Genomic DNA, 26,455 nt, shown 5'->3' on the forward strand with positions numbered 1-26,455 from the left:
GCTTAGGCTGGCATTGGCCCGACGAGCGGCTAAGAGTTAACATAGAAATGGGTTAATACTTTTACGAAAATAAAAAATGGTTCAGTGGATATCGAGAGTAAAGTAGCTTCGGAGTAACTGTTGTTGGGCCAAGGCCCAACTTACTTTTGCAAACATGAATACTAACTCTCAAATTTAACCAAGATTGGATACAGGTCTAACCCAAGGTTTTAATTTTGTCAACTTTATTGGCAACTTGCTGATACTGCGTTGTGCTTCAACTCTGCTTTGATACTCACCTACAGTCAGAATGTACCAAATGCCTTTTGCATTCGTAAAGTGTCTTATTTTGACATCTTGGGCAAGTAATTTATGGTTCTGCTGGAAACGTTCAATGTCTGTTTTATTGTGGCTGGCAGCAACTTGTATGGTGTACAGATTCGTATTATTTTTCGAACTGGGAACTTGAGTGGGTTCTGCTTTATTTTGTTTTGCTGTTGGAATCTCAACTATTTTTGATTCGCGCGCGAGATCTGATTCAGGGCTCTCCCGTTTAAATTCAGATTCGGGAACTCTTGCTTCTTGCTCCGTTGGATTATTTACTTGCAATTTAGGAATCACAACCACCTTATCCACAATTGCCACTGTCTCACTGGGCGTTTCATCGTTAAATTCATCTAAATCTTGTTTTTGGGGTAAAGCGGCATAGACCAATTGTCGAATTGAAGAATCCTGCCAAGAGGCAATTTGACTGACTAACACTTCAGGTTGTGCTTGTTGCTTCACGGCACTTGCATTGCTCATGTTCTCTAATGATGAAAGATCGTAGTTTTGAGCAAAGTAAAAACCCACAAACCCTGCAATTAAAGCTACGCTCACGGCGATGCCTGCTGTTTTTACCCATTTCAGTGGTTCTTTTTTCTTTTGTGTTGCACATTTAAAGACAAATGGTTCGAGATTGCTGTTTATTTTTGCGACATTTCCTTTAGTCAACTGATAAAATTGCTTAAACTGCGCATCAGTTAATGGTTTGCTTATCAAATGTGCCGCCATAGCACGTTGTAAAACATAGGTTCTTGTTTCACTTTCATTCAATGAACCCAATTCTATTGTATGTACTAAATTTTCAAAAAACGAAGCGACTAAATTGTTCAGCGTTGCTACGATTGAATAGTCCGATATCAGACAAAGATGAAAAAAACTAAAATTCTCCTGGTTCTTTATCGCTAACATTGCTTCTTTAATTAAAGCCTCTGGTAAATGTTGCGCATCATCAATTAAGAGCAATACATGGGCTTTACGTTCGTTAATTTGAGCTACTAACGCACTAATGTCTGTATGTTCATCATGATTAAGATGCAGCTGAGTTGCAATCTCTCGAATGATGCTTTCTCTATTACAAGGCGCCTTAACCGTCATAGATACTGATTTAATTTGTTGATCTAAATTACTTTGCAACAAAGTATTAAAAGAAGTTTTACCGCCCTCTTTCTCAGATAAAACAGTAATGAGCACGTTGTTAAAAAGAACCAAATGATTAATGAAGTCAATCTTAGCGAGCCAAGACCCCGGTTTAAACAATACTCTTGGTTGAATTACAGCCGCCACATCAGACTGAATCATTCCCTCTTTCATTTTTATTCTCCTCTTACAGCTGAAACAAGTGCATTATACAAACAATCCTCAGTTATTCCAGATTCAAGATAACAATCACCAGGCCTCTTAAGTACTACAAACCTTAAGCAGTTATTTTTAATTTTTTTATCCGATTGCATCAATTCGATGAGTTTTTTCAAGTCTACTGAGCTTGGAATTTTATGGGGTAAATGTGCTTGATGCAGAATTCGCTCAACTTGCTCCACCAATTGTTTATCAACTAAATGCATTTTATACGACAAAACTGTGGCACAATATAAACCGATTGCCACCGCTTCGCCATGCAACCATTGTTTATACTGAGTATAAGTTTCCAATGCATGTGCAAAAGTATGACCAAGGTTCAGTAAGGCTCGTTGTCCTGCTTCTCGTTCATCAACTTCAACAAATTGGGCTTTAATACGGCAACACTCAGCAATTAATTGAGGTAACTGGGGGCTTTCAGCTGTTAGCCCCTGCTGAAGGGTTTCACTCAAAACTTGGAAGAAATCACCACCAGCTAGTAGAGCATATTTGATCATTTCTGCTAAGCCCGCACGAAACTCTCTTTCAGGAAGAGTGTTTAATGTAGCCAAATCAATAATCACTGCTTGAGGTTGATAAAAACTACCAATCATATTTTTACCCAAGGCATGATTAATTCCAGTTTTTCCACCAATGGAAGCATCAATCTGGGCGAGTAAAGTAGTAGGGATTTGAACAAATTTTACCCCGCGTTGGTAAGTTGATGCTGCAAATCCCGTGATATCACCAATTACCCCCCCACCTAAAGCGATTAGTGTTGTGTCTCTATGATGCTTGTGTTGGATTAATGCATCATAAATAGTAAATAATGTTTGCTGATTTTTATATTGCTCTCCATCTTTCAAAATCAACACATCACACTGAATATCCGCAAAAGCAGTCTGCACCTGCTTTAAATAGAAAGGAGCTATCGTTTGGTTAGTAACAATTAGAATCTGTGAAGACGTAACGATGGTTCGCAGAAAATCTAGGTTTTGCAAACCATTGCGACAAATAGTGATGGAATATTGATGTTCACTTAAAGAAACATCAACGTGATCAAAAACCTCAAAGTTCGCCATAAATATATTTTATTATATTATTTGCAACTGCTTTGACCGTTAATTTATCTGTCTCAAAACTAACATCAGCTAATTCATTATAGAATGGCTCGCGCTCGTCTCTCAATAATTCCAATCTTCCTTCGAGATCATTCGTTTGTAGCAAAGGACGTTTTGTATCGCGCTTAGTTCTCTCGAACTGTTGTTGTAATGAGGTTTTAAGATAAATTACAGTTCCACGCCCTGCTAATGCATTTCTGTTTTCAGGAGTGATGACAACTCCACCACCAGTTGCCAAAACAATGTTGGTCTTTTGAGTTAATTCTTCAATAACTTTCTGTTCACGGCGTCTGAATCCCTCTTCACCCTCAATATCAAAAATCCAAGAAATATCCGCACCAGCACGTTCTTCAATCACTTCATCTGAATCAAAAAATTCTAACTTGAGCTCCTTTGCCAAAGCACGACCTATAGTGCTTTTACCTGCACCCATGGGTCCGATGAGAAAAATATTTCGTACTTTAACTATGCTCATTTTTTATTACATACCTCTTTAACTGAAATGTCATTAATTAAAGATCGAGTCCGAAATAACTTCCCATTTAGCATTAAACTAAAAATACGATCAGTAGCCAAAGTGGGGGATATTTGGGGCTCAATCCTAACTGTATTTTTCGCAGTTAGAAATTCCCGCTCATTATTCTACAACAAATGAGCATATTTTATAACTATTTACTCTGAATCATTTATATTATATCACTTCTTAGTGTACTTTTATGGGTTAAGTACATCATAAAATTAATTTAAATTGGAAAAAACCTATAGTCTGAAACCTTTTTTACGTGAATACAAGCTTGCCCGTGGACGTAGCTGGAAAAAACATTGTCCCAGCTAATCTATAACATCTAACCAGGACTGGACACATTGTGCTCAAAATTCAATCCGCAAAGTGGAGCATGCACATTCGCATCAATGAGACTGCGAGGTTGTACGCTGTTAGTCTCAAACGTAAAACACGTTTAAGATGGTCTGTTCAGCCCAGCATTCCATAACATTTACAAATTAGCTCGCGAAGAAAAATTGTTCAACAAATGGCTTAACAGTCCAGCCTACGTTTGCTTGTGTTGAAACAAACCTGGCGCAACTCAAAATATTCATTCTGAATAGCGCATAAACGCAAAAACGAGCTCATTAACGCGGTGCTAATAAACTTTATTTTTCATCAAAGCGAATTGATTTTCTGCCTTCAATTGTCGTAATCGATAATGAATTGGTTATTATTTTTGGCGTAATAAAAATAAGTAATTCATCGTTTTTAAGAGCAATTTGGGTATTTTTAAATAAATTTCCGACTACAGGCAGCTGACCAAAAAAAGGTACTCTAGTAATCGTTTTACTCTTGTCTTGCTGATAGATTCCGCCTAGAACTATAGTCTGTCCATTACTAACAAGGACATTGGTTTGAATTTCCTTAGTCAAAATAGCAGGCACACCGTTAAATAATTGAGGTGAAGCCGTATCCTGATTAATTTTTAACTCCATAAGTATTTTACTATCAGGAGTAATTTGCGGAGTTACCTTTAAACTTAATACCGCTTTTTTGAACGCTACAGCAGTCGCACCACTTGAAGTGGCCTGCTGGTAAGGTATCTCCTGTCCTGAATCAATTACTGCAGGTTGTTGATTCGCAGTAATAAGTCTCGGACTGGATATCAATTCAGCAAGCCCTTCACTTTCCAACGCGGATAACTCAAGATCCAGTAAAATATTATCGCCCAGTTGAGCCAAGGCAATACCAACGGAGGCAGGGACTGCTCCCGTCACAGGAGCAGCAACCAAATCTAAGTTTAATCGGTCTGTAAAAGGTACGACATTTGCAGGAGCAACCCCCTGCTCCATTTGGTTCGCTCCAGCTAAAGTACCACTTAAATGAGGCGGTTTGGAAACACCCCATCGTATTCCCAAGTCTTGCGCAAAATCTTTAGTGACTTCGACAATACGTGCCTCAATAAGCACTTGTTTAACAGGTACATCTAACTGTTTTATCAAATCCCTGACTTCATCGATTTTGGTGCCGCTGTCTTGAATCCAGATGGTATTTGTTCGTGTATCAACACTTACTTTACCCTTTTCAGATAGAAGTGAATTTTGTTTGTCTTTAATTAAAATCGCAAGATCAGTAGCTTTTGCATAATTAATCTGAATAAGTTCAGAACGTACCGGCTCAAGTCTTTGAATTTTCTGTTGACTCTTAAGTTCATCTTGCTCAATTTTATCAAAAGTAGCTTTATAATCGATCAACATTACATTACCTGTCTGACGCTTAGCGAGTCCTTGCGTGGTTAAAATAATATCTAACGCCTGATCCCAGGGAATGCTATTTAATCTTAGAGTGATATTTCCCTGAACTTTATCGCTTACGACAATATTAATTCCAGTAAAATCAGCCAATAACTGTAAAACAGCGCGTATGCTGATATTCTGAAAATTCAAAGAAATTCTTCTTCCAGAAAATACCTTCTTTTTCATTTTAGCCTGTTGCGCTTCTTCTTGGGTTAAGGGAAAGACATCTATCATGAATTGTTTATTAATTTGATAAACGTATTGACCAAAATTACCCTTGTTAGACAAAACCATGTGCGCGTTTTTACCGGCTTGCTGAAAAGTAACGAGTTGTACTGGGCTGCGGAAATCTGCAACATCAAAGCGTTTCCTTAGATTCTGTGGAATATTTGTATTTAAAAATTTAACTAAAATTTCTTGGCCACGTTCCTCGACTTCAATTGGAACACTGCTATTGGAGACATCGACTATTGCACGGCCGCCTTGTCTCTCAATCCCACGAAAGTCAAAATGATTGATTTCATAACTTGTCTTGACCGGTCTATTGGTGATTAAAATTTCTTTAGGAGGTTGAAATAACTCGTTGCTTTTGCCATTCAAAATCAGTGTATAAACTTTTCCAGAAATTGAACCGGAATAAGGTACAGGGAAATTTAAATCCAATATAGCTCGAACACGCGACCCCACGGCAACAATGCTGTAGTTATTTAGTGAACCTAATTTAATTTCTTTCGTCCTCTGCTCGGGAGGTAATTGCAGATTGGAGTCAATAAAATCCAGAACGATACGTGCCGGTTTTTGGGTCACAAAACTTGCAGGTTCTTGCTTAAGAGGTTTCGCAAATTGGAAATCCAAACGCAACTTTGCCTCAGGCAAAGGAATTACCTTTACCGATTCAAGAGGATTATTTTGGGCAAAAGCCATCGTACATAAGCTCATGCCAATAAAAATCAATAAAGCAGTTATTTTCCGCACTTTTGCTCCTACTTCCCGGTATATAATTCAATCGTGGTTCTACGTTTCTCCCACTTTCCTGAGGTTTGTGTTGTTTCTATTAATTGAATTGAATTGTTTTTAATCGACACAATACGACCATAATTCTGTCCTATATAGTTACCAATTCGAACATGAGTAATATCCGAGCTGGGTAATTTAATCAATGCCCACAATTCACTTCCCTGTCTTAAAGTTCCTACAAATTTCAAGGCATCCAATGGATAAGCTTCCAAAGGCTCTTTCCGTCTATTTTTATCTGGGGCATTCACATCAACTTGTTCTTTTTTTTGAGTTATGGGCTTAAATGGATTACGTCTGTCACCATTATCAGGAAATTTAAAAGTCGGTAACGGTGAAAATGTAGGAATGGGTTCTATCTCACGTGTTTTTCTGTGTTTCACTTCATTTATGTATTGCCTCAAATCATCATTGTCACTGGAGCAAGCACCCAGTAATAAAGAGCAAATAAACCCCATTATTTTGGGTATATAACCAATCCTTTGTCTTCGGCTCATCATTGTGTACGATATCGATATATTTTAGCAGTAATGCTCATTACCAACTCATCTTCCGAGACTGTTTTATGATCCTTGGAAGACACCCCTTCAATAGTAAAATCATGTAACGTTACAATTCGATTCATTTCAGCCACTCGACTTATAAACATAGCCAATTGAAAATAAGTCCCTACTACTGAAATCTTTATAGGTAATTCAACATAAAAATCATGCATTACTTCTGGTTGTGGGGCAAATAACTCAAATCTTAATCCTGAGGCCACCCCTGTTTTAGAAATTTCTTCCAACAAGCCAGGCATCTCATTTTTTTCAGGAAGCTGCTTGAGCATTAGTACAAAACGCTCACTCATAATCTGCAGTTGTTCACGAAAGGCAGGTAAATTATATAATTGCCGTTGCTTGTTTTCAAAATCTGTTTTTAAAGTTGCTTCCTGACCTTCCAATTTACTGTACTGTGTGAAATTATCTTGAATGATCAACCAATATCCTAAAGCAATAATGAGAAAACTAACACCCAAAAAAACACATATTTTGACCACCAATGGCCATTGTCCCACATTTTCCAGAGTTAGTTCATTTAGGTTGACGTTGTTCATAATATAATTCCAATCTGGAATTGAGGAGCAAGTACAAAAGTTAATTTAAATTCATTTTCAGTAGATTGCTGTTTCTCTTTATCCTTATCTTTATCGTTTTCTTCCCCCTTGATTTCACTAAGGACAGGATTATGGAGCCAATCATTATTTTCAATGTTTCTCATTAATATAGAAACAAATGTATTCGACTCCGTATATCCTATGACTGAAATGATATCATTTTTGCCTTCGACCTGAGTAAGATAGACCCCGGATGGCGTAATATTAATTAGCTCATCAAATAAATGAACCATTAATGTTCGAGTAGATTGTAAATGCTGTACTATAGACATTCTGGAAATGAGCATTTCTCTAGTTTTTTCCAAATTTTTAATTTCTTTTAATTGTGCATCCATCGCATTAATTTCTTTTTGAAGCATTTGATTTCGCGTAATTTGATTACTCACCAAGCCCGAAGCATAGGAGTTAATTAAAAATACAATAAAAGCAGCAGCTACAACGCACACAAGCAGCATGATCGTAAACAGTTTTTTTTCCTGCTCCCGCTTTAACTCTCGCCAGGGAAGAAGGTTAATCTGCGTCATATAGCCTCACTTAATATTCCTTAATGCCAGGCCACAAGCGACCATAAGTGATGGGGCATCATTATTTATCGCATCCAAGTTCATCATTTTACCTGGAGTCATATATGAAAATGGATTCGCAATAGTTGTACTCATTCCTAATCGCTCTTGAACCAATGAAACCAAGCCTGGAAGTTTGGCTAATCCCCCAGCCAAAAGTATATGATCCACATCCCCATCTTGACTTGTAGAATAAAAAAACTGCAAGGTACGCTTGATTTGCAACAATATATCCTCTTTAAAAGGTTCTAAAACTTCCTTTTCATAGTCTTCAGGTAATTCTCCATTCTCTTTAGCGAGCATTGCTTGTTCTAAAGTCATTTTATAATGTTCCGCGATCGACTCTATTAATTGTTTACCCCCAAATTTTTCCTCCCTGGAGTACACTAATTTCATTTTCTGTAATACAAATAAATGCGTATAACTAGCACCAACATCAATGATCGCTATTGTTTTATCTTGGCCTGAAGCAGGTAAATCTTTAGCTAGCTGTTGAACCGCTCGTTCCACAGCATAAGACTCTACGTCAATCACTATTGCATCTAAGCCTGCACGAACCGCAGTCTCAACACGCTGATTCACATTTTCCGCCCGTGATGCAACAATAAGAACATCTAACATATGCGGATTTTTTTCAGACTGGCCTAAAATTTCAAAATCAAGATTGATTTCATCGATTGGATAGGGAATGTACTTATCAGCCTCAGTAACAATGAGTTCCTCCATTTCCTCATCATTTAAACCCTCGTTGATTTGTATGACCTTGCTAATTATTGAAGCATCAGGAACGGCTAAAGCAGCCTGCTTACATGATGTATGCAAGCGATCGATTACTTTCTTAATACAACGGGAAACTACGTCAATATCCTTGATTGTATTCCCATCCATGGCATTTGATGGTAATACTTCGCGTCCATAGTTTTCCACAACAAGCGCACCTTCTTGGCCTGAAATTTCCAATACTTTTACCGACGTTGATGTAATGTCTATTCCGAGAATTGAACGATGTTTGGGCTGAAACAATTTGAGCATGTCTCTTATTCCCTTGAATCTTCCATGCATTCAAAAAACTCCTTTAGGATCATCTATTGATGTTAACGTAAGCGCTTAAAAAATTACACTGTTTTCTGCTGCATTCTCTTATAAACAAATGACTGGATTTTGTCATTTTCACCATTTCACTATAACAACTTGCACTCCTCAAAAACATTTAATATAGTGAAAGACCAACTTGTAAGGGGATTTCACATTTATGCTTTAAAAGGAGATTTGCATGACTCGATTAGAAGAACTCATTTATTCACTCGCAACAGTTATAGTTCGTTATCACGACAGTCAAGACATTAAGGATAAACTTGTTGTTGCAGTTGACCCCACAGCTCTCAAAAAAAAATCTCACGAACGTGCAATAGAAATAATTCAAGATACAAAGATTGATTATTTTCCATACTTGGAAGGCAGAATCTCTGCATGTACAAAAGGGTATCATGGTCGGGAAGAATTCCTTTTCTTCGTTTTAAATGAAATCCGTTTCCTTAAAGAACAGCTCGATAGAAAAACCCCATTGGAGCAAAAAGAATTACAAACGTTTAGCGAACAATTAACTCAATTATTTATCGATTTTCGACAATTATTAAATATAAAAAAAGGGTTTAAACATTCAGCTACTTTACACAGTTCCAAAGGCGCTAAAACCCAGGAATTGTCTGGTTTACTGAATGATCGTATGATTGGCGGCAAATATTGTAATTCCGGTCAATTACTTATTGAGGAAGTACTTTTTGTACTGCATATGACTTCAGAAGACTCTAATGCTGAACTGAAAGAAATTGCTTCAAACATTTGTTTAGAACATCAGACTCAATTAGAGAATCAAAGAGAAAAATTGAGGAAAGCTAATGAAGACTCAGAAAAAGAAATTGATAAATTAGAATTAGACAAACTGAAATCTTCATCAGAGATCCAAAAATCTGAGTCAGAAGCTCAACGATTAGAAATTGAAAAATTAAAAGAATCATTGGTAATGCATAAATCTGAATCAGAAGCTCAAATATTGGAGTTACAAGAAACAAATAAAAAACAACTTGTCACTATTGAGCAATTAACACAAGATCTAGAAAAAACCAAAATAGAGTTACAAAAATCACAAACAGAGGCACTAATAAGACGTTATCCAACTTACAGTCCTTTATTTGGTGGTCTTGCTGGATTGCAAATGCTGCAAAGACAAGCAACTAATCCGCAAACAGGAACGAATCGTTTTTTTCCATCTATTCAGCCTACGAATTCTCCATCCCAAACTTTATCAACAGATCAAGAGGCTGAGGAAAGTCGTCATGGTAGTACGATAGAGTAAAGATAAACAAATTCATCGCTATTTGATGACTTATTTAAACAACTCACTATGTTTCATTGAATTTTTTCCACAAAATTTAATGAAACATAAAAAAAACAGTGCAAAATTTCCCTATTTTTTACACAAAACTCGCAATCTTACAGAGAATCACTGTATAATATCCGCCAAATTTCATTAAAAAAACGCATGACTCTATGAAAATGGCATACTTCTGGCGTAAAGGTCTATGGGCGCTGATGAGCCTATCTTTTGTTTTAATCGTAGCGGGTAGTTTCTTATATCTCTACCTTGAAAGCCAACTCCCCAATGTAGATTCGTTAAAGACAGTACAACTGCAAGTACCTTTACAAATTTTCAGTAAAGAAGGTTTGCTGATTCAGGAATATGGTGAAAAAAAACGAATTCCAGTTACCTATGATGAAATACCACCTATGCTGGTTCATGCTTTGATTGCCACCGAAGATCAACGTTTTTTTGAACATCCTGGTGTCGATATTTTGGGCCTTGGCCGTGCTGCTGTGCGTATGGTGAAAACAGGAACAAAATCACAAGGCGGTAGTACTATTACCATGCAAGTGGCACGTAATTTTTTCTTAAGCCGCAAAAAGACTTTCCTACGCAAATTTAATGAGATTATGCTTGCCATAAAAATAGATAGGGAATTAAGTAAAGAAAAAATTCTCGAACTCTATCTTAATCGTATCTATTTAGGTAATCGTGCTTATGGAGTTGGCGCTGCAGCAATGGTGTATTTTGGCAAGTCCCTTAAAGAATTAAATCTGGCAGAATTAGCGATGATTGCGGGTCTTCCTCAAGCCCCTTCAACACAAAACCCCATTGCAAATCCGCTTGCCGCCAAAAAACGCCGCGATCACGTGTTAGAGCGCTTACTGGAAGAACATTACATTAATGAAGAACAGTATCAGAATGCCATCAATCAACCCATTACTGCCAGGTATCATGGCACCCATATTGAAGTAAAAGCGCCTTATGTTGCTGAAATGATTCGTCAATCCCTGTACGACAATTTTGGCCCGGATGCCTATACTAAAGGCTACAAAGTGTACACCACTATTGATGGGAAATTACAAAACACTGCCAATGATGTCGTTGAAAAAAATTTAATAGCCTATGATCATCGACATGGATATCGGGGACCTGTTGCTACCATTGGAGAAAATGACAGTAAGTCCTTGCATTCAATTCAAAAGAATTTAGAAAAGTATCCGGAACTGAATCACCTGATACCTGCGGTTGTTACTGAAGTTCGGGAAAAAGAAGCTACAGCGACATTACAAAGTGGTCGAACTGTTCTAATCCCTTGGGCCGGTATGTCTTGGGCCAGACCAGCACTTAAAAACGGTTGGGTAGGAAAATCGCCATCTAAGGCCATGCAAGTTGTTGCTGTCGGCGATATTATTTATGTACACTCGACCAAAGACCATTGGGAATTAGCGCAAATTCCTGAAGCTGAATCAGCGATGGTAGCACTTAATCCTAAAAATGGTGCTATTGAAGTTCTTGTTGGCGGATTCAACTTCCAAAAAAGCAAATTTAACCGTGCCACGCAATCAAGCAGACAACCAGGATCCAGCTTTAAACCTTTTGTCTACGCCGCAGCGTTAAATAACGGTTATACCCTGGCAACATTGATTAACGACGCACCTATTGTTGTTGATGATCCAAGCCAACCCAACCTATGGCGTCCTCATAATGTGAATCTGAAATTCAATGGGCCTACACGATTGAAAAAAGCTTTAGTTCAATCTAAAAATTTGGTATCCATACGTATTCTTGATGACATAGGCATCAATTACACTATCGATTTTTTAACTCGATTTGGATTTAATAAGAAAACGCTTCCCAAAGGTCTTTCTCTGGCTTTAGGTAGTTTATCCGTTAGCCCTATGGAACTTACTGCCGCTTATGCTATTTTCGCAAATGGTGGTTATAAAGTTGAACCCTACCTTATCGATCATATTACTGATACGGATGGTAAAATTTTACTGCAAGCCAAGCCAACCGTTGTTTGCAATAATTGTACTAATGTAGATCATTCCACGCTAGCGCCTCGCGTCATTCCTGAAGACATTACCTTTTTAATGAACACTGCATTAAAAGATGTGATTCAGCATGGTACCGCGCGTGCAGCTCGTGTGCTCAATCGTCAAGACATAGCAGGTAAAACCGGTACAACTAATGATCAAGTGGATGCCTGGTTTGCTGGGTTTAATGCCGATCTTGTTGTAACCACCTGGATCGGTTTTGATAATCCCAAATCCTTACACGAATACGCTGCGGGACTGGCTCTGCCTTTATGGATAGACTTTATGAAAGTTGCTTTGAAAGGGAAGCCTGAAAGTGAAATGAAACAGCCTGAGAATGTAGTCGCTGTTCGTATCGATCCGAATAGCGGCTTACTGGCACGTCCTAATCAGGCCAATGGAATCATTGAGTATTTTCGTAATAAAGAAGTTCCTGCGGAAGAAGATCCAACTCCCGTTTATAATGCGAGTAATGAGCAACAACAACTTACAACTGGCGAGGACAGTTTGTTTTAATAAACTCGCGTTGTCCTATTTTTTTATAGCCTGGGTTACAGCTTCGCCTTCACCCAGGCTACAACAATAAATGTCAGCTACATCAACTTGATCTAAGTAAAAAGATCTCCTGAATGAGGCATAACCGTTATAGATAAATAGGATGTACTATCTAGGAGATCCTTCGTCGTAGATTCCTCAGGATAACATGATTTTTATAACCCTGAGCAATTGATTAATTTTTGAAATCCTGGGTTAGGTGTTACCTTCACCCAGGTTATATAGAGACTTCAATAAAACCTTATCGACCAGCTAATGCAATCGTAGCAGGTGTATACTCATAGCCTAAGTCACGAGCAACCGCATCAAAAGTAATTTTCCCTTGATGGACATTCAAGCCATTGAGTAAATGCTTATCATTTAATAAAGCAAGCTTCACGCCTTTGGTTACGATGCTTAACACAAAAGGTAATGTTGCATTATTTAAAGCAAAAGTGGATGTTCTAGGGACTGCACCAGGCATATTCGCAACACAATAATGAACTACATTATCAATAACATAAGTAGGCTCTTGATGTGTTGTGGGGCGACTTGTCTCAAAACAACCGCCTTGATCGATGGCCACATCCACTAATACTGAACCAGGTCGCATTGATTTAAGCATGGAGCGAGTCATTAATTTTGGAGCAGCTGCGCCAGGTACCAATACCGCACCAATCACTAAATCAGCACTAGCCACATATTTTTCTATAGCATCAGCTGTAGAATACACTGTATTGAGCTTAGAACCAAACTGGAAATCTAATTCGTTTAAACGTTGTAAGGAACGATCCAGTACGGTAACTCGTGCTTCCATACCCATAGCCATGCGCACTGCATTCGTACCGACTACACCCCCGCCAATAACCACAACGTTTGCTGCTGCGACTCCAGGAACGCCACCTAGTAAAATACCACTACCGCCTTGAGCCATCTCCAAGCAATGAGCCCCGGCTTGAATCGACATCCGCCCTGCAACTTGTGACATAGGAGCCAGTAATGGTAAACCACCTCCCTCCTCTGTTACCGTTTCATAAGCAATTGCAGTTACACCAGATTCTTTAAGCATACGTGCTTGATGAGGATCTGGGGCCAAATGCAAATAGGTAAATAATGTTTGGCCTTCACGTAGACGTTTGCACTCAATGGGTTGCGGTTCTTTTACTTTTACGATGAGATCCGCTCTGGAAAACACTTCATCCGCGCTATCAACAACTTCTGCTCCAGCATGTCGATAATCATCATCGGAAATACCAATCCCCAATCCAGCACCCTTCTCAACTATAGCAGAGCTTCCTACTCTTATAATTTCTCTGATACTAGAAGGAACAAGACCTACACGATTTTCTTGAGGTTTAATTTCTTTTGGAACACCTACTAACATACTTTCTCCCTCTAACGGTTTTTTAATTGTGCAATTAACTGTGGCACGAGTTCAAATAAATCACCAACCAAACCATAATCAGCGATTTGAAAAATAGGGGCATCCTCATCCTTATTAATTGCTACTATAATCTTGGAATCTTTCATCCCTGCCAAATGCTGTACAGCTCCTGAAATTCCTACAGCAATATAGAGCATTGGTGCAACGATCCTTCCGGTTTGCCCCACCTGATAATCATTAGGAACAAATCCCGCATCAACAGCAGCACGGGATGCTCCCACAGCAGCACCAAGAACATCAGCTAACTCTTCAATCATTTGAAATTTTTCAGCGCTTTGCAGTCCTCTTCCACCTGAGATTACAATTTTAGCACTGCCTAAATCAGGACGTTCCGATTTACTGAGTTCATGTTTAACGAATTGGCTACCTTTTGCAATACATTCTTTATCAATTTGTTCAATGCAACAACTTGTTTGGCTTTCTGTAATAGGATTAAACGCCGTAGACCGAATCGTAAGAACTTTTATAGGATCAAGGACTCGTACAGTTTCTATAGCATTACCGGCATAGATTGGATGCTCAAAAGTATCTTTATCAATAACTTTACTGACATCAGAAACTTGAGCCACATCTAATAGTGCTGCAATACGTGGTGCAATATTTTTACCAAAAGTACTTGCTGATACTAATATGGCATTAAATGAATGTGCAAAAGAAAGAACTAACTCACTGATTTGCTCTGCTAAAGGATGCTCATAACATGGTTTATCAAGGCACCAAACAGCATGTGCCCCTGCAAGAGTTGCAGCTTGTTCAGCTACTTTCTTGCATTGATGTCCTATAACAAGTAAGGTCGGATCATCACCCAATTCTAATGCCGCAGCTAAAGTATTACGGGTAGATGGGTGTATGGTTTGGTTATCATGTTCAACGAGTATTAAAGTGCTCATCACGTCCCCTTATTAAAGCACTTTGGCTTCATGCTGTAATTTATCCAATAACTCAGTCACTGATTCAACTTTAACTCCAGCACTGCGAACTGCAGGTGCAGTAACTTTTAATATCTCAACATGTTTTTTAAGTGACAATCCAAGGCTATCTAATTCTAAAACATCCAAAGGTTTCTTTTTGGCTTTCATAATATTGGGTAGGCTGGCATATCGTGGCTCGTTTAAACGTAAATCGGTACTCACTACAGCCGGCAAATGCACGCTGATTGTTTCGAGTCCACCATCAATCTCACGAGTTACCTCAAGGTGGTCGGCATGTGCTTCAATTTTGGAAGCATAGGTAGCCTGTGACCAATTTAACAGGGCAGCTAACATTTGTGGCGTTTGATTATTATCCCCATCAATAGCTTGTTTACCCATCAATACTAAATCAGGCTTTTCATCATCGACAATCTTTTTTAATATTTTTGCGATATTTAGGCTTTCCAATGACTCTTGGGTTTGAACCAATATTCCTTTATCTACCCCTAAAGCCAAAGCATGTCTTAAAGTTTCCTGTGAGCTGTCGCCGCCGATACTGACTGCAATCACTTCGGTCGCCCAATTTTTTTCGCGTAAACGTAATGCTTCCTCTACAGCAATTTCATCAAATGGATTCATTGCCATTTTAATATTTTGTGTTTCAACTCCGGAATGGTCCGACTTGACCCGAACTTTGACATAAGGATCGATTACACGCTTCACTGCCACGAGAATTTTCATAATTCCTCACTGGATAATCAAAACAAACGCATCTTGCCAGAGATACTGTGCCAAATTCAAGTGGGTATTTCTATTTAAACTGAATTTGGTCCCTTTATCGTTGCTGAGATAACGATTAAAAGTTGTGTCTACTGGCGGTAAAAATATATTCATTATAAAAAATTTAGGACTTACTTAAAGCAGGCTGCATCTCAAAATTATCTTGAAGCAGACTAATTACACGTTCGGCTCTATCCACTGCCAGAGCAGTTTTTCCTCCCTCAGTATAAACATCAGCTTTTTTTTTAACTTTTTCTAATGCCTCATGTGCTTTCGCTATTTTTTGTTCAACCAGTAAGTCATCATCTTTATCTAATACCCGCATAGTCAATAAAAACGCGTCTAAGGCTCGATACTTCTCTCCTCCAGCCCGCCAGTTTCTAAAAAATTGTTGTTCCAATAATCCGAGATAGGATTCGATAGGTGCTGCGATCATTTTTAATTGTGGTGTTTTAAAATTATCACTGATACTTTGATTTTGGCTGGCAAGAATTAATTCCCGACATAAGTTTTGATCTGCCATTGTGCCATCAAATTGAGCTTCAGAAGAAGAAATAAGTGGGGTTAAAAGACTAGAACCTATTTGCAAACTCATCTCATAACACTGTCGTGATGCCCAAAAGGTCATTTCAACGAGACGTACCAATAAAGTTGTCGTAGTCGTAGCCGAGACCATAGTAATTTTTTGCAAGGTACTGCCAAGACTTTGTAATTCTTTTGAATTGCTACTCTCCATATATTGTCCACTCTTCAATAAAGCAAAATAAAGTGCGTAAACAGCAAATAGTTCTTCAGCAAAAACAAAGGTACCAAAACTGATGAAAACCATAGGTAAAAATGAAATTAAAGCCCGTACACCTTTAGGTTTTATCTTACCTACTTCATCAAAATAACCCGTAGATTGATCGAACAAGCCTAAAAGGCCTACGTATAAATTACGCTCAGTAAATGTTCTGGAAGTATTTTTTAAGTGTTCTAACCATTTTTTAAGATCTTCTCGACTTGAAATGTCTTCAAATTTAAGCGGTTTAAAGTCCTGAGGAGACATTAACTTCTCATAGCAAAGACTTAATGTTTTAAAACAAGCCCCATCGTTACGATCTTCAGATAAATTCTTTTCAAACCATTTAGCTTCTGGACAGAATTTTGATATCAAATCCGGATGAAAAAACAAAGATAAATTTTTATAATTTTTTTTGATTTTTGTTTTTTCTGGTCCATCTTTTAGCAATAATTTATTAATTAACTTAATAAAATCAGCATCCAGACGTAAAAGGGCCTCTTGATTCAAATCACTGACATAACATTTGTTTTCTTCATCAAAACTGGCATAAACACTAACCAGAGTTTTTAATTCAGTCTCTATAGTCATAACCTCTCCCTAGATTGGCTAGGATCGATACCGGTAAAAACTCAGTCAACTTCGAGATCTGGGATCCCGAGTTATCAAACAGTACAATCCATTTTTTTAAACCAATTTTTCCGTTTAAGATATTCTGTAAAAAAGCCAACAACCAACAGAGTAATATAAAATGCGCTCATTACATCACTCAAATAATGAAAACATAGCAGGACTCTAGATGCGACAACGAGTAGCGCAATAACAAGTAAAACATAAAAATATCGAGAAAAAACTGTACCTAATCCAGCTGCCAAACTAATAACTGTCGTTGTATGTCCTGAAGGTAAAGACCAATAGTTTGAACTTAATTTAAACCAATAAAATCCAAATTCATTACTTGAAAATAATAACTCAGGACGAGCTCGGCTTAATGTAACTTTTAAAATCAAACAAACTAAATTGGCTAAAAATACACAACCTAACAAATACCAGCAGCGCGCTTCATATACAGCATTAACTTGAATGTATCGGAAATACAATCCAGCAATAAGAAACAAAATGATATAAGCAACCCATTTTCCTAAAGCGGTGAGTAGTTCTAAAAATGGCAGCTTGGTTCCAAGAGCTAATTGATAAAAATAAGTTGCCAAAGGTTTATCTACAAAATAATAGGCCAAAATAACAAAAATTGCATAAATAATAATAACCCAAGGTTTTTTCATAAAATGAAATAACGTTTCAAATTGTGTCATCAATCCATCCTTATTCTATTTTTCACGTAAATACCAAGGTATTGTAATAACAATCGTGCGGGGATCGCGCTCTAAAAATAATAATGCTCGTAATCCTGGCGCATGAATATTGTGTAATAAGTACTCATACCATTTAGGTTCCACTAACTCAGGTATAATAAGAGCAATGAGTCTATTTTTCCTCTCTTTTCTTACTTTATTCACAAAATTTAATAATGGTTTGTAGATACGACGATATGGTGATCTAATGATTTCCAATTTAGGAACCCTCTTATCCGTCGCTTTAGCTGGTATTTCAATTTTTTTATGCCAAAGCTCCTGCAAGTGTTCCACATCATCATATCCTGCATCAATATAAACAGCCGTAATATCATCCGAAAGCAACATTCCAAATTGAATTGCTTTTTCTGCAATTAAATCCACACCATGTATTGGAATAATGACAACAGGAGGTTTTAATGAAAGGGAGTTTATTTTGATTGGATTTTCAATTTCATGAGCAATGCGTTCATAATGATGTTTAATACGGTGCATTAGTAACGCAAGCACAGGGGCAAGAATAACAATTATCCAAGCACCTTGGAGAAATTTTGTAAGAATAATAATAAAAAGTGCAATGGCAGTAACTACCGCACCCAATGCATTGATAATTAATTTATAACGTACTCTTCGATTTTCCTGACGTAACCAATAGACTACCATCCCAATCTGGGAAAAAAGAAAGGCACTAAAGGCACCCACAGCAAATAATGGAATCAGATTATTCGTAATTCCTTTAAAAGCAATAAGAATGATTCCAGAAAAAATGGCCAAAATAATAATTCCGACTGAGAACACTAAACGTCTACCACGTTCAGCAAAAAAATGAGGTAAATAATTATCCTCAGCAAGGAATCGACATACCCTCGGAAAAGCTGAAAAACTGGTTTGCGCTGAATAGGCAAGAACAGTAAAAATACTGGCAATCGAAATATAGTAAAAAACCCCCTTACCTGTAGACGCTTCAACGAGTTGCGACAGTATCGTTCGATACCCAGGTTTATTCTGATCCATGGCTACAATATGATAAGCTGGGCAAAGATAACCAATGATAATTAAAAATAGAGCGAGCGTGCCAACAATTAGAGTCAATGTCCATTGTGCATTTCGAACAGTCGGTTTACGAAATAACGGCACGGCATTACTGACTGCTTCTACTCCTGTCATCGCGGTTAAACCATTAGCGAAAGCAGTTAACAACATCCACAAGGTTAATGTTTCGGTTAAGTTTGTTTGATTTTGTGTTAAGTCTTGTAAAGGTTGTATATGCCCTCCATGAGTCCAGACATCTACTAATCCTAGAAACAGAGCGATTAACATACACAACATAAAAACAAATACCGGAACAACTAAAAGTCTTCCCGTTTCACGAATTCCACGTAAATTGATTACCGTGAGCATGACTAAAATGGCAAGACACAATGTCAGTGTATAAGGTTGCAAGGCAGGAATTGCCGAAACTATAGCACCAACGCCCGCTGATATACCGACGGTGACATTTAATAAATAATCAAGTATCAAGGAAATCGCTGCTCCAACACCATATTTTTTACCTAAATTGTCACTGGCAACAATGTAAGCCCCTCCTCCTTGGGGATACGCCGCTGTTGTCTGTAAATATGAAAAATACAAAGACATAAGCACAAGAACGACTAATAGGGAAATAGTAAAAAAATGCTGCAACCCGATTACCCCTGCCGGTAATAGAATGGCTAACGCCGCTTCGGGGCCATAAGCTGTTGAAGACAATGCATCTAATCCGAGGGCAGGAACCCCAGTGAATACCGACAGCTCTTGCCTTTTCCTGGATCTTAAAGAGAGAGGTTTTCCTAAGATTTTATCTATTATTGACATGTCCCTATAGCCTCAGAATTTTTCATCTATTGTAGCTATTCAAAAAAACTTAATAAAGATATCTTCATCCAAGCAATCCGTAAGCATTTGTTCATAAAATACAAAAAAATGAAACCATTGATTTTGTTGTCAATGATTAAAAAGCACTACAATTCGACTTCAAATTTCATTTAGGTAATGATTACGATATATCCCGATTCTCAGCAATTTCGATCTAGACGAGGTGATATAGGCGCGGTTTTTTGGACGAAAAAAGGTAATTTTTAAGAGCTATTCTTCTAAGTAACAGAGGAGAATAGAATGAGCAAAAAAAGAAACTATTACACGGCATCAAAAAAATCAAAGATAGCAGTTGCGGCAATTGAAGGAAAATTGACTCAGGCTCAACTGACCAGCGAATACGGTGTGCATCCTACCCAAATTAAAGCATGGAAGCAAACAGCATTGCAGGCTATTTCAGATGCTTTTTCCAATTCTCATGATAAGGATAAAAAAGAGCAAGCCGAGCTTGTTGGTGCTTTGTATGAGGAAATTGGTCGACTTCAAGCCCAATTATCATGGTTAAAAAAAAAGACTGCCACTGAGCTTGGATGAAAAGCGTAAGCTGATTGATAGCAACGCTGAAATATCAATCCGAGAACAATGCATGCTACTCGGATTGAGTATTTCCAGTTATTATTACAAAGCGTCTCCTATATCAGCAGAGGACGAGCGGCTCATGGCGCTGTTAGACGAGCATTATCTCCAGTATCCATGTGAAGGTAAAGTGAAGCGCGCACAATGGTTGTCCCTTGAAGTTGGCTATCCTGTTGGTAAACGACGCATCAAGAGACTCATGGAGGCTATGGGATTAGAAACCGTCTACCCAAAGCCAAATACAAGCGTTCCCAATAAAGAGCACACCGTGTACCCCTATCTATTACGTGACATCGATATCACTAAGCCTAATCAGGTCTGGGCTGCTGATATTACCTACGTGCGTATGAAGGGAGGCCATGTTTACTTGGTTGCCATCATGGACTGGTATAGTCGGTATGTGCTTCAATGGGCGGTGTCCCCAACATTAGAAGCAGAATTTTGTGTAGAGGCGCTAAAAAACGCGTTATTACAGGGGCGGTGTGATATTTTTAATACCGATCAGGGTGCTCAGTTCACGTCTAATGATTGGATCAATACCTTGAAGGCCCACAAAATCTCTATCAGTATGGATGGGCGCGGCCGATACCTCGATAATATTTTCATAGAACGTTTATGGCGCAGTGTTAAGCAAGAAAAACTCTATCGGTATGATTTCGAAACAATCGAAGAGATAGAGCTGGAATTAGCTGAGTATTTTGAATATTATAACAACCGAAGACTCCATCAGTCTTTTGGATATTTAACACCAGCTCAAGTGTATTTCGGACACCCTAGTACGGTTTCTAAAACATAGTTCGGTGTGTCATGGCTTACCCACAGGGTCCACAGGCCTATCCGAGACGATGAAGGCTCTACTGGCCTATGGACTTGTGGATAAGCCATTCTGTGAGAGCAGGAGTTAATAAACCAATTCGGAATAGCTCTTATTTTTCCTGAATTTTGTTCCAGATTACCAGACCTAGATTAAGGAGGAGTAGTAGAAAAATTTAAAAATTGCGGCTACAGTTGCCGACGATAAAACTCGCTTGCATTAGTTAATAAAATTTTTTTAGCCATGTGATCATCAAATGCATCCAAAATAAGAGTAATGTCTTCTTTTTTGAAAGGCTGTGGCGCACGTGTCGAAGGAAGATCAGTACCAAACATCAAAGCGTCAGGATTAATAGAAGCAATCATTTTTAAAATTTTAGCCACATCAAAATCAACTCGCCCAAATCCAGATGCTTTGACTTTGACTCCTTGTTCTACAAGCCTAAATAATCCAGAAAGTCCTTTCTTGGACAGCCCCATATGGTCAATACTCAAAGCAGGTAAACAAAGCAAGCGATCGGTTAATCCAGTAAGCTCTGTAGAATCAATATATAATTCAACATGCCAGTGAGCAATCTCATAAACTCGATGCGCCATGTCCCTTAAATGCTCGATTGTTTCTGAACCACCACGTTTAAGATTAAATCGTATACCGCGAATCCCTTGGTGATTTAATTCAATAATTTGCTCATCGCTTACTGACGCAGGTAATTGAGTCACTCCAACAAAATTTGGACCTAAGGTTTGCAAAGCATTAACGAGATAGGTTTGGTCAAACGCTTGAAAAGAGCCTGATACAACTACCCCGCCAACAATATGCAACGGTTTTGCAATTTCAAGGTAATCAGTAACAGTAAATTCACTAGGTAGATAGGATTGGTTAGCAACCAAGGGAAAACGATAATCGATAATATGGAAATGTGCATCAAATACGTTAATCATTGATGTTCCATTTTGGGAATAATCTTTAATTTAGTTTAACCTTTTGTACGTAATAGTCTAGATACTTTGTAGCTCGGAACCAACCCCATCACAAAGTCCTAGCTCTCGCAATACCACACCCTAATTACGCAAAACGTTTAACAAACTCCTCTTCTGCAACAGGAACCTCCACTGGCAATTGAGGTTTCGCTTTTTCAGCAAAAAATCGGTGGTTTTTCGCATCGGAGTTCATAGAGGACCAAGTATCTTCTTTGACCGATTCCATCAAACTCGGAGTATCCCTATATCCACCCAAACAATATGTATCCCATTGACCATCGAGTTCCATTTCAATAAAACAATGATCCGGGTTGCCTACAATAGAAACAGGAACTTTAGGATACAAACGTTTCATTTCCTCTTTAAAGGCAATAGCTCTTAGACGACAACTTCCTACAGCCAATCCTCTGGCCTCATCAAGATATTCATTGCCATTATGAACTTTGGTATCTCTTAACTTTCCATGATCTTTACCAAACTTAAGGTACTTCATTAATAAGCGATGTATCTCTTGATGCTCTCGATGAGCGGTTAATGTATTAAAAACAGGATGTGCTCGATACTGCTTGGGCATGCGTAACAAAAAATTTATCTTGGCTTCCTTAGGCTCTGTAGTTGGTTTCAGTAAGCGAATGTAATGCAAACGATTTTCCTTAGAATACTTTATTTCAAAATCATCTTTTTTTAATCCGTTAATGGCAATATCTAATAAGGTTTCACCAGGATACACCGAAGGCAATGGTTGCCAATTAGAAGTCAAACTTAATCTTTTTTTTCCTTTTAAGAGAACGAGATTTGCTTCATCCTTCCTTTTTTTGATGAGCTCTTCACTTAATCCCTCAGGGTGAAACTCATAGTCACAATCTGTCAGATTTTCAGTGGCATTCATTCCTACTAATTCATAATATTGGAATGGAGAAGATGGGTTTTCGTTAATCACCAAATCGGAATAGACTTCATCACGATAATACTTAGTGGAAGGTGTAAAAGTCAGTAAATCAACGGGCTTAAATATTGGCTTTCTATGTCGTGGTTGCGTCACAAAAGCCTTAGTATCAACACCACTTTGATATGTTTTATGCTTTATATCGTTTAACGTAGCAATTCGCTTTTTCAGTTTTTGCAATTTAAGTTGTTCATTTTCATCCTGAGTATTTGCTAGTTCAATATCAATCAATGCAAGCTTTGTTTGATTCAAATGATACTCATCCTGTTTTGAAGAAAATATTGACGCGACATTAAGATGAGTTTCAATGGATTGATGATCATCTGCTAGTTCTTGACACACTTTATAATCAAGAAAGTGGACTTGGGCAGTATTCAGCTGCTGATACTCTGCTTGCTTAAGCACGGCAGCGCGTGTTGCCGGTTTTAATTTAGAAGCCAGCAAATCATCAAAATCCTCTCCATTAATCGCACTTTTTAAGGACTCTTTGTTCATTTTGACTAATTGGCCATTTTCCCAGGTATATAAAGCATGTCCTTTGGCAACTAATTGGTTCATATACTGTAACAACTGTGCACGTTTATCTGTTGGCCAGATGGAAAAAGACCAATCAGAAAAAATATAAATCTGCCCTGTAGGCAATGGTTCTTGCACTACTTCTGCTGGAATTTCTTCTTGAGATGTGATTGCAGGATGCGTTTTTAGCTTTTCTACTGCGCCCCGGATATCCCCATCAAAAATACCCTGAGTACGCGCAAATGCCCGTATATTGGTATAAGAAGTAGACGGGAACCATTCCCCCAAGAAACCTGTCTTTTTTTGCAAGGCAGGAAGTAACGTTGCAATGAGCTCTAGCGCAATATCAACCTGTAATTCAACAGAGTAGCCTTGATATTTGGGATTACGAAAAGACAAAAGACGCTTTTTTAAATCACTCGCTTTGTCTCTGTCAGCCTGATTGAGCCACCATTTGGACTCAATGCGCTGAATTTCTTTATCTACCGCAGCTAATAAGGTGCTCATCAATTTTTTGCCTGATGCGGGTAAAATTTGTAATTTAAATGGGGGTATCCACTGTTCTTGTGCTGCAACCATCTCTTCAAAATCATCGAACTGCTCCGGTGATTCTTTTTCAGGTCGCGTTTTACTTTTTGTTGCTTCGCGAAGACCTGCTTCCAAAGTTTTGGGTAAAACATATCGTCCTCTGTGTACCAGATCGGGATTAACCTGATTTAACACTTGCATTACGTTACTTGAACAAAAGGTTGCATCCGAAGGAGCAAGATGTTCTCTGTCGTGTTGATCCTGCTGATTTGACCATTGAAACAACGATTTGAGCACGTCCCAGAAACTGGTTCGGCTTTTTCCTTGCTCATGAAATCGTTGTGTTACTTTAACCTGTTGCTGATAAGCACTTAAAAATTGTTGCCGTTGTTTCGTGTCGGTATGCTTAAATACTAAAAGGCTTGAATTCACTACCGGAAGAATTTCTGCCTGTCCTGAGGCACGCCAAAATACAAGCACTAACTGAATCAGTCTCTCTTTATTCTCTTTGGATGCTGCGAGGAATTGTTCAATTAATTTTTCAGGATCCTCACTGCCAGTCATCTTAGCAGCCAATTGCCTCATCCACATGGTACCGGATGAAAAGGCTTCCTTGATTTGGATTGAAGTGAATTCTTTATCACAATACTTTAAAAGGAGCGTGGTTAATTCCTCTATGGTTTTTTCTTGAAGTTTTGCCCTAAAAGTTTCAGTGGGTACTGATAGCTGCCGTTCGTAATTATGACAAATGACACCATATTTATTTCTATCGGTACAAACAAAGACGGTAACTACTTCTCTATGACCATGTTTGTTGCCCGGGGTCGTGAGCTGAAAGATCCCCACGAAATTACCAAACACGGTTAAGCTCCTGTTCTATAATCTCTTGTAAGGTTCTAGGGTCAGGGGCTAAGGAACAGAGCTGATTATGCTCAATCATAAGCTTACCCAGGGTAAAATAAGAGAATATTTTCTTATCTTTGACCGTATTGGCTTGGAAGTATTGTTGTTTATTTTGACTATGTGCAATTACTCCAATAACCCAATAAGTAATTTGCACAATAGCAGCAAGAAGCATTTTTACTCCCCATCTATCTACTGAATGAGTACGCACATAACGTCCTGCTAGTCCGAATTGATGACTTTTAACATCTCTAAACGATTCTTCTATTTGCATTCTTTTAAAATAGAGATTGATAATATCAGTAGGCCCTACATCCAATGGTAAATTAGTAGCCAAAATCCATGGCTCTTTATTAGCTTGACTATAACTTCCATTAGACAGTGTCGAGGTGGTTTTTCCTCGTGATGTCTTTACCTTTCTTCCCTTAGGCTTACGATAGGTTGTAACCACCCTACAAGGTCTTGTATGCTCTTTGGTTAATAGAGCATGCTCATAATGTGTCGTTTTAGATTTAATATCAGGGATTAGTTCTTTAATGAGTTTCCATCCCAGTTCTTCGGATAATTGTACCGATTTAACTCCTCTTACACGACTTAGCCAATACCAGCCCAGCGCTTCTATTTCTTTAAACCATTCTTCATAAAAACCGGCATCCATGATTACGATTACTCGACGATTTTTGGGCAAACAAAGACTCAACTCTTTTAAAAAGTCCTTAGCTCGTCCTTTTGTTTCGGTATCTCTATACACTTCTCGATAAAGAGGAAGACTTCTACCTTTTAACGCTATTTCTGCACTGAGCATTTGAATTTCTCGGTCGTCTTTTAAGCAGCAAATATCTACAATCAAAGGTAAGGTTGTATCTTGCGAGATGTAAGTAAAAACAAAGCTTGATAACCCTTGATAAATGGAAAAAAGTTCATTATGCAGTGCCTTATTGCCTTCCAGCCTATCAACTTTCTTTATCTTATTTTTTAATTTTGCATCTCCAGGCAAGTTCCTCCCTAATTCACTTAATGAAAGGTTTTGGCTATGTCTTAAGCCTGATGCTACATCCATTACTGCATTCAATCGTGATATATGAATTTCAGGACATGATTCTGTAAGCGAATTATAAAGATAGGTTTCTACAGCTAACATTTTAATTTCCATGAGTCTTAATGACGCTCATTTGATCATGAGACGCTCTTTATTTCAACTCATAATTCGTGGGGATAGATCAGGTCGTGAGGGATTGAGCGGCCTGTTTTAAACGTATAAAAGGTTTACTGCTATTGGAGACCACAAACACAATATCGC

At 38.2% G+C, this 26,455-nt stretch carries 21 protein-coding genes; 4 read left to right on the forward strand and 17 right to left on the reverse strand.

Annotated features, from left to right (window positions below; translation table 11 throughout):
• Nucleotides 1–174 precede the first annotated feature (174 nt).
• The 8 genes from OQJ26_RS05565 to OQJ26_RS05600 form a co-directional block, all read right to left on the reverse strand.
• Nucleotides 175–1,614: an SPOR domain-containing protein gene (locus OQJ26_RS05565; protein WP_265702904.1), complete on the reverse strand. Its 1,440-nt coding sequence runs from the start codon at nt 1,612–1,614 to the stop codon at nt 175–177.
• 2 nt (nt 1,615–1,616) lie between these two features.
• Entirely contained in the window at nt 1,617–2,720 is a 1,104-nt protein-coding gene (gene aroB / locus OQJ26_RS05570) for a 3-dehydroquinate synthase (protein ID WP_265702905.1), read from the reverse strand.
• Complete coding sequence (gene aroK / locus OQJ26_RS05575; RefSeq protein WP_010653139.1) at nt 2,707–3,234, reverse strand: shikimate kinase AroK; 528 nt, start codon at nt 3,232–3,234, stop codon at nt 2,707–2,709. Before aroK ends, aroB begins: the two co-directional genes overlap by 14 nt.
• Before the next feature lie 677 nt (nt 3,235–3,911).
• Nucleotides 3,912–6,017: a type IV pilus secretin PilQ gene (gene pilQ, locus OQJ26_RS05580; RefSeq protein ID WP_265702906.1), complete on the reverse strand. Its 2,106-nt coding sequence runs from the start codon at nt 6,015–6,017 to the stop codon at nt 3,912–3,914.
• A gap of 8 nt (nt 6,018–6,025) precedes the next feature.
• A complete protein-coding gene (locus tag OQJ26_RS05585) occupies nt 6,026–6,556 on the reverse strand; it encodes a pilus assembly protein PilP (RefSeq protein WP_265702907.1) in 531 nt (176 codons plus the stop codon).
• Nucleotides 6,553–7,152: a type IV pilus inner membrane component PilO gene (locus OQJ26_RS05590; RefSeq protein ID WP_265702908.1), complete on the reverse strand. Its 600-nt coding sequence runs from the start codon at nt 7,150–7,152 to the stop codon at nt 6,553–6,555. The genes OQJ26_RS05585 and OQJ26_RS05590 overlap by 4 nt, the downstream gene beginning before the upstream one ends.
• Nucleotides 7,149–7,736, reverse strand: coding sequence for a PilN domain-containing protein (locus OQJ26_RS05595; RefSeq protein ID WP_265702909.1), 588 nt, complete (start codon nt 7,734–7,736; stop codon nt 7,149–7,151). Before OQJ26_RS05595 ends, OQJ26_RS05590 begins: the two co-directional genes overlap by 4 nt.
• Before the next feature lie 6 nt (nt 7,737–7,742).
• Nucleotides 7,743–8,807: a pilus assembly protein PilM gene (locus tag OQJ26_RS05600; protein WP_322783957.1), complete on the reverse strand. Its 1,065-nt coding sequence runs from the start codon at nt 8,805–8,807 to the stop codon at nt 7,743–7,745.
• A gap of 241 nt (nt 8,808–9,048) precedes the next feature.
• Here OQJ26_RS05600 and OQJ26_RS05605 point away from each other — a divergent pair, with 241 nt between their 5' ends.
• Both OQJ26_RS05605 and OQJ26_RS05610 read left to right on the forward strand, forming a co-directional pair.
• Nucleotides 9,049–10,131 carry a hypothetical protein gene (locus OQJ26_RS05605; protein ID WP_265702911.1) on the forward strand — a complete coding sequence of 361 codons (1,083 nt, stop codon included), beginning with the start codon at nt 9,049–9,051 and terminating at the stop codon, nt 10,129–10,131.
• Between the two features lie 194 nt (nt 10,132–10,325).
• Complete coding sequence (locus OQJ26_RS05610) at nt 10,326–12,692, forward strand: penicillin-binding protein 1A (protein WP_265702912.1); 2,367 nt, start codon at nt 10,326–10,328, stop codon at nt 12,690–12,692.
• A 280-nt stretch (nt 12,693–12,972) separates the two neighbouring features.
• On the opposite strand, the gene ald is transcribed toward OQJ26_RS05610, so the two are convergent.
• The 6 genes from ald to OQJ26_RS05640 form a co-directional block, all read right to left on the reverse strand.
• Complete coding sequence (gene ald, locus OQJ26_RS05615) at nt 12,973–14,094, reverse strand: alanine dehydrogenase (RefSeq protein WP_265702913.1); 1,122 nt, start codon at nt 14,092–14,094, stop codon at nt 12,973–12,975.
• Between the two features lie 11 nt (nt 14,095–14,105).
• The gene (locus OQJ26_RS05620) at nt 14,106–15,044 is read right to left on the reverse strand and encodes an electron transfer flavoprotein subunit alpha/FixB family protein (protein WP_265702914.1); all 939 of its coding nucleotides are present in this window, start codon (nt 15,042–15,044) and stop codon (nt 14,106–14,108) included.
• A 12-nt stretch (nt 15,045–15,056) separates the two neighbouring features.
• Nucleotides 15,057–15,806, reverse strand: coding sequence for an electron transfer flavoprotein subunit beta/FixA family protein (locus OQJ26_RS05625; RefSeq protein WP_265702915.1), 750 nt, complete (start codon nt 15,804–15,806; stop codon nt 15,057–15,059).
• A gap of 163 nt (nt 15,807–15,969) precedes the next feature.
• Nucleotides 15,970–17,217 carry a J domain-containing protein gene (locus tag OQJ26_RS05630; RefSeq protein ID WP_265702916.1) on the reverse strand — a complete coding sequence of 416 codons (1,248 nt, stop codon included), beginning with the start codon at nt 17,215–17,217 and terminating at the stop codon, nt 15,970–15,972.
• 74 nt (nt 17,218–17,291) lie between these two features.
• Nucleotides 17,292–17,939: a phosphatase PAP2 family protein gene (locus tag OQJ26_RS05635; protein WP_265702917.1), complete on the reverse strand. Its 648-nt coding sequence runs from the start codon at nt 17,937–17,939 to the stop codon at nt 17,292–17,294.
• A 15-nt stretch (nt 17,940–17,954) separates the two neighbouring features.
• Nucleotides 17,955–19,832, reverse strand: coding sequence for an APC family permease (locus OQJ26_RS05640; protein WP_265702918.1), 1,878 nt, complete (start codon nt 19,830–19,832; stop codon nt 17,955–17,957).
• Between the two features lie 300 nt (nt 19,833–20,132).
• On the opposite strand from OQJ26_RS05640, the gene OQJ26_RS05645 reads away from it, so the two are divergent.
• Nucleotides 20,133–20,426 carry a hypothetical protein gene (locus tag OQJ26_RS05645; RefSeq protein ID WP_065235619.1) on the forward strand — a complete coding sequence of 98 codons (294 nt, stop codon included), beginning with the start codon at nt 20,133–20,135 and terminating at the stop codon, nt 20,424–20,426.
• Nucleotides 20,419–21,264, forward strand: coding sequence for an IS3 family transposase (locus OQJ26_RS05650; RefSeq protein WP_082650874.1), 846 nt, complete (start codon nt 20,419–20,421; stop codon nt 21,262–21,264). Before OQJ26_RS05645 ends, OQJ26_RS05650 begins: the two co-directional genes overlap by 8 nt.
• Nucleotides 21,265–21,470: 206 nt before the next feature.
• Here OQJ26_RS05650 and OQJ26_RS05655 read toward each other — a convergent pair whose 3' ends face one another.
• The 3 genes from OQJ26_RS05655 to OQJ26_RS05665 form a co-directional block, all read right to left on the reverse strand.
• A complete protein-coding gene (locus OQJ26_RS05655) occupies nt 21,471–22,223 on the reverse strand; it encodes an amidohydrolase family protein (RefSeq protein WP_265702919.1) in 753 nt (250 codons plus the stop codon).
• A gap of 124 nt (nt 22,224–22,347) precedes the next feature.
• Nucleotides 22,348–25,113 (reverse strand): hypothetical protein, encoded by a 2,766-nt coding sequence (locus tag OQJ26_RS05660; RefSeq protein ID WP_265702920.1) that lies wholly within the window; start codon nt 25,111–25,113, stop codon nt 22,348–22,350.
• Nucleotides 25,103–26,308, reverse strand: a complete 1,206-nt coding sequence (locus OQJ26_RS05665) for an IS4 family transposase (protein ID WP_265702028.1) — start codon at nt 26,306–26,308, stop codon at nt 25,103–25,105. The genes OQJ26_RS05660 and OQJ26_RS05665 overlap by 11 nt, the downstream gene beginning before the upstream one ends.
• Between the last annotated feature and the right edge of the window lie 147 nt (nt 26,309–26,455).

Origin of the sequence: Legionella sheltonii, from assembly GCF_026191355.1 — a bacterium.
Lineage (GTDB): Bacteria > Pseudomonadota > Gammaproteobacteria > Legionellales > Legionellaceae > Legionella > Legionella sheltonii.

What these genes read in the sequence shown, in the direction of transcription:
- OQJ26_RS05565 (WP_265702904.1), bottom strand. Translation starts at nt 1,614, where the DNA reads ATGAAAGAGGGAATGATTCAGTCTGATGTGGCGGCTGTAATTCAACCA.
- aroB (WP_265702905.1), bottom strand. Translation starts at nt 2,720, where the DNA reads ATGGCGAACTTTGAGGTTTTTGATCACGTTGATGTTTCTTTAAGTGAA.
- aroK (WP_010653139.1), bottom strand. Translation starts at nt 3,234, where the DNA reads ATGAGCATAGTTAAAGTACGAAATATTTTTCTCATCGGACCCATGGGT.
- OQJ26_RS05585 (WP_265702907.1), bottom strand. Translation starts at nt 6,556, where the DNA reads ATGATGAGCCGAAGACAAAGGATTGGTTATATACCCAAAATAATGGGG.
- OQJ26_RS05590 (WP_265702908.1), bottom strand. Translation starts at nt 7,152, where the DNA reads ATGAACAACGTCAACCTAAATGAACTAACTCTGGAAAATGTGGGACAA.
- OQJ26_RS05595 (WP_265702909.1), bottom strand. Translation starts at nt 7,736, where the DNA reads ATGACGCAGATTAACCTTCTTCCCTGGCGAGAGTTAAAGCGGGAGCAG.
- OQJ26_RS05600 (WP_322783957.1), bottom strand. Translation starts at nt 8,807, where the DNA reads ATGCTCAAATTGTTTCAGCCCAAACATCGTTCAATTCTCGGAATAGAC.
- OQJ26_RS05605 (WP_265702911.1), top strand. Translation starts at nt 9,049, where the DNA reads ATGACTCGATTAGAAGAACTCATTTATTCACTCGCAACAGTTATAGTT.
- OQJ26_RS05610 (WP_265702912.1), top strand. Translation starts at nt 10,326, where the DNA reads ATGAAAATGGCATACTTCTGGCGTAAAGGTCTATGGGCGCTGATGAGC.
- ald (WP_265702913.1), bottom strand. Translation starts at nt 14,094, where the DNA reads ATGTTAGTAGGTGTTCCAAAAGAAATTAAACCTCAAGAAAATCGTGTA.
- OQJ26_RS05620 (WP_265702914.1), bottom strand. Translation starts at nt 15,044, where the DNA reads ATGAGCACTTTAATACTCGTTGAACATGATAACCAAACCATACACCCA.
- OQJ26_RS05625 (WP_265702915.1), bottom strand. Translation starts at nt 15,806, where the DNA reads ATGAAAATTCTCGTGGCAGTGAAGCGTGTAATCGATCCTTATGTCAAA.
- OQJ26_RS05630 (WP_265702916.1), bottom strand. Translation starts at nt 17,217, where the DNA reads ATGACTATAGAGACTGAATTAAAAACTCTGGTTAGTGTTTATGCCAGT.
- OQJ26_RS05635 (WP_265702917.1), bottom strand. Translation starts at nt 17,939, where the DNA reads ATGACACAATTTGAAACGTTATTTCATTTTATGAAAAAACCTTGGGTT.
- OQJ26_RS05640 (WP_265702918.1), bottom strand. Translation starts at nt 19,832, where the DNA reads ATGTCAATAATAGATAAAATCTTAGGAAAACCTCTCTCTTTAAGATCC.
- OQJ26_RS05645 (WP_065235619.1), top strand. Translation starts at nt 20,133, where the DNA reads ATGAGCAAAAAAAGAAACTATTACACGGCATCAAAAAAATCAAAGATA.
- OQJ26_RS05655 (WP_265702919.1), bottom strand. Translation starts at nt 22,223, where the DNA reads ATGATTAACGTATTTGATGCACATTTCCATATTATCGATTATCGTTTT.
- OQJ26_RS05665 (WP_265702028.1), bottom strand. Translation starts at nt 26,308, where the DNA reads ATGGAAATTAAAATGTTAGCTGTAGAAACCTATCTTTATAATTCGCTT.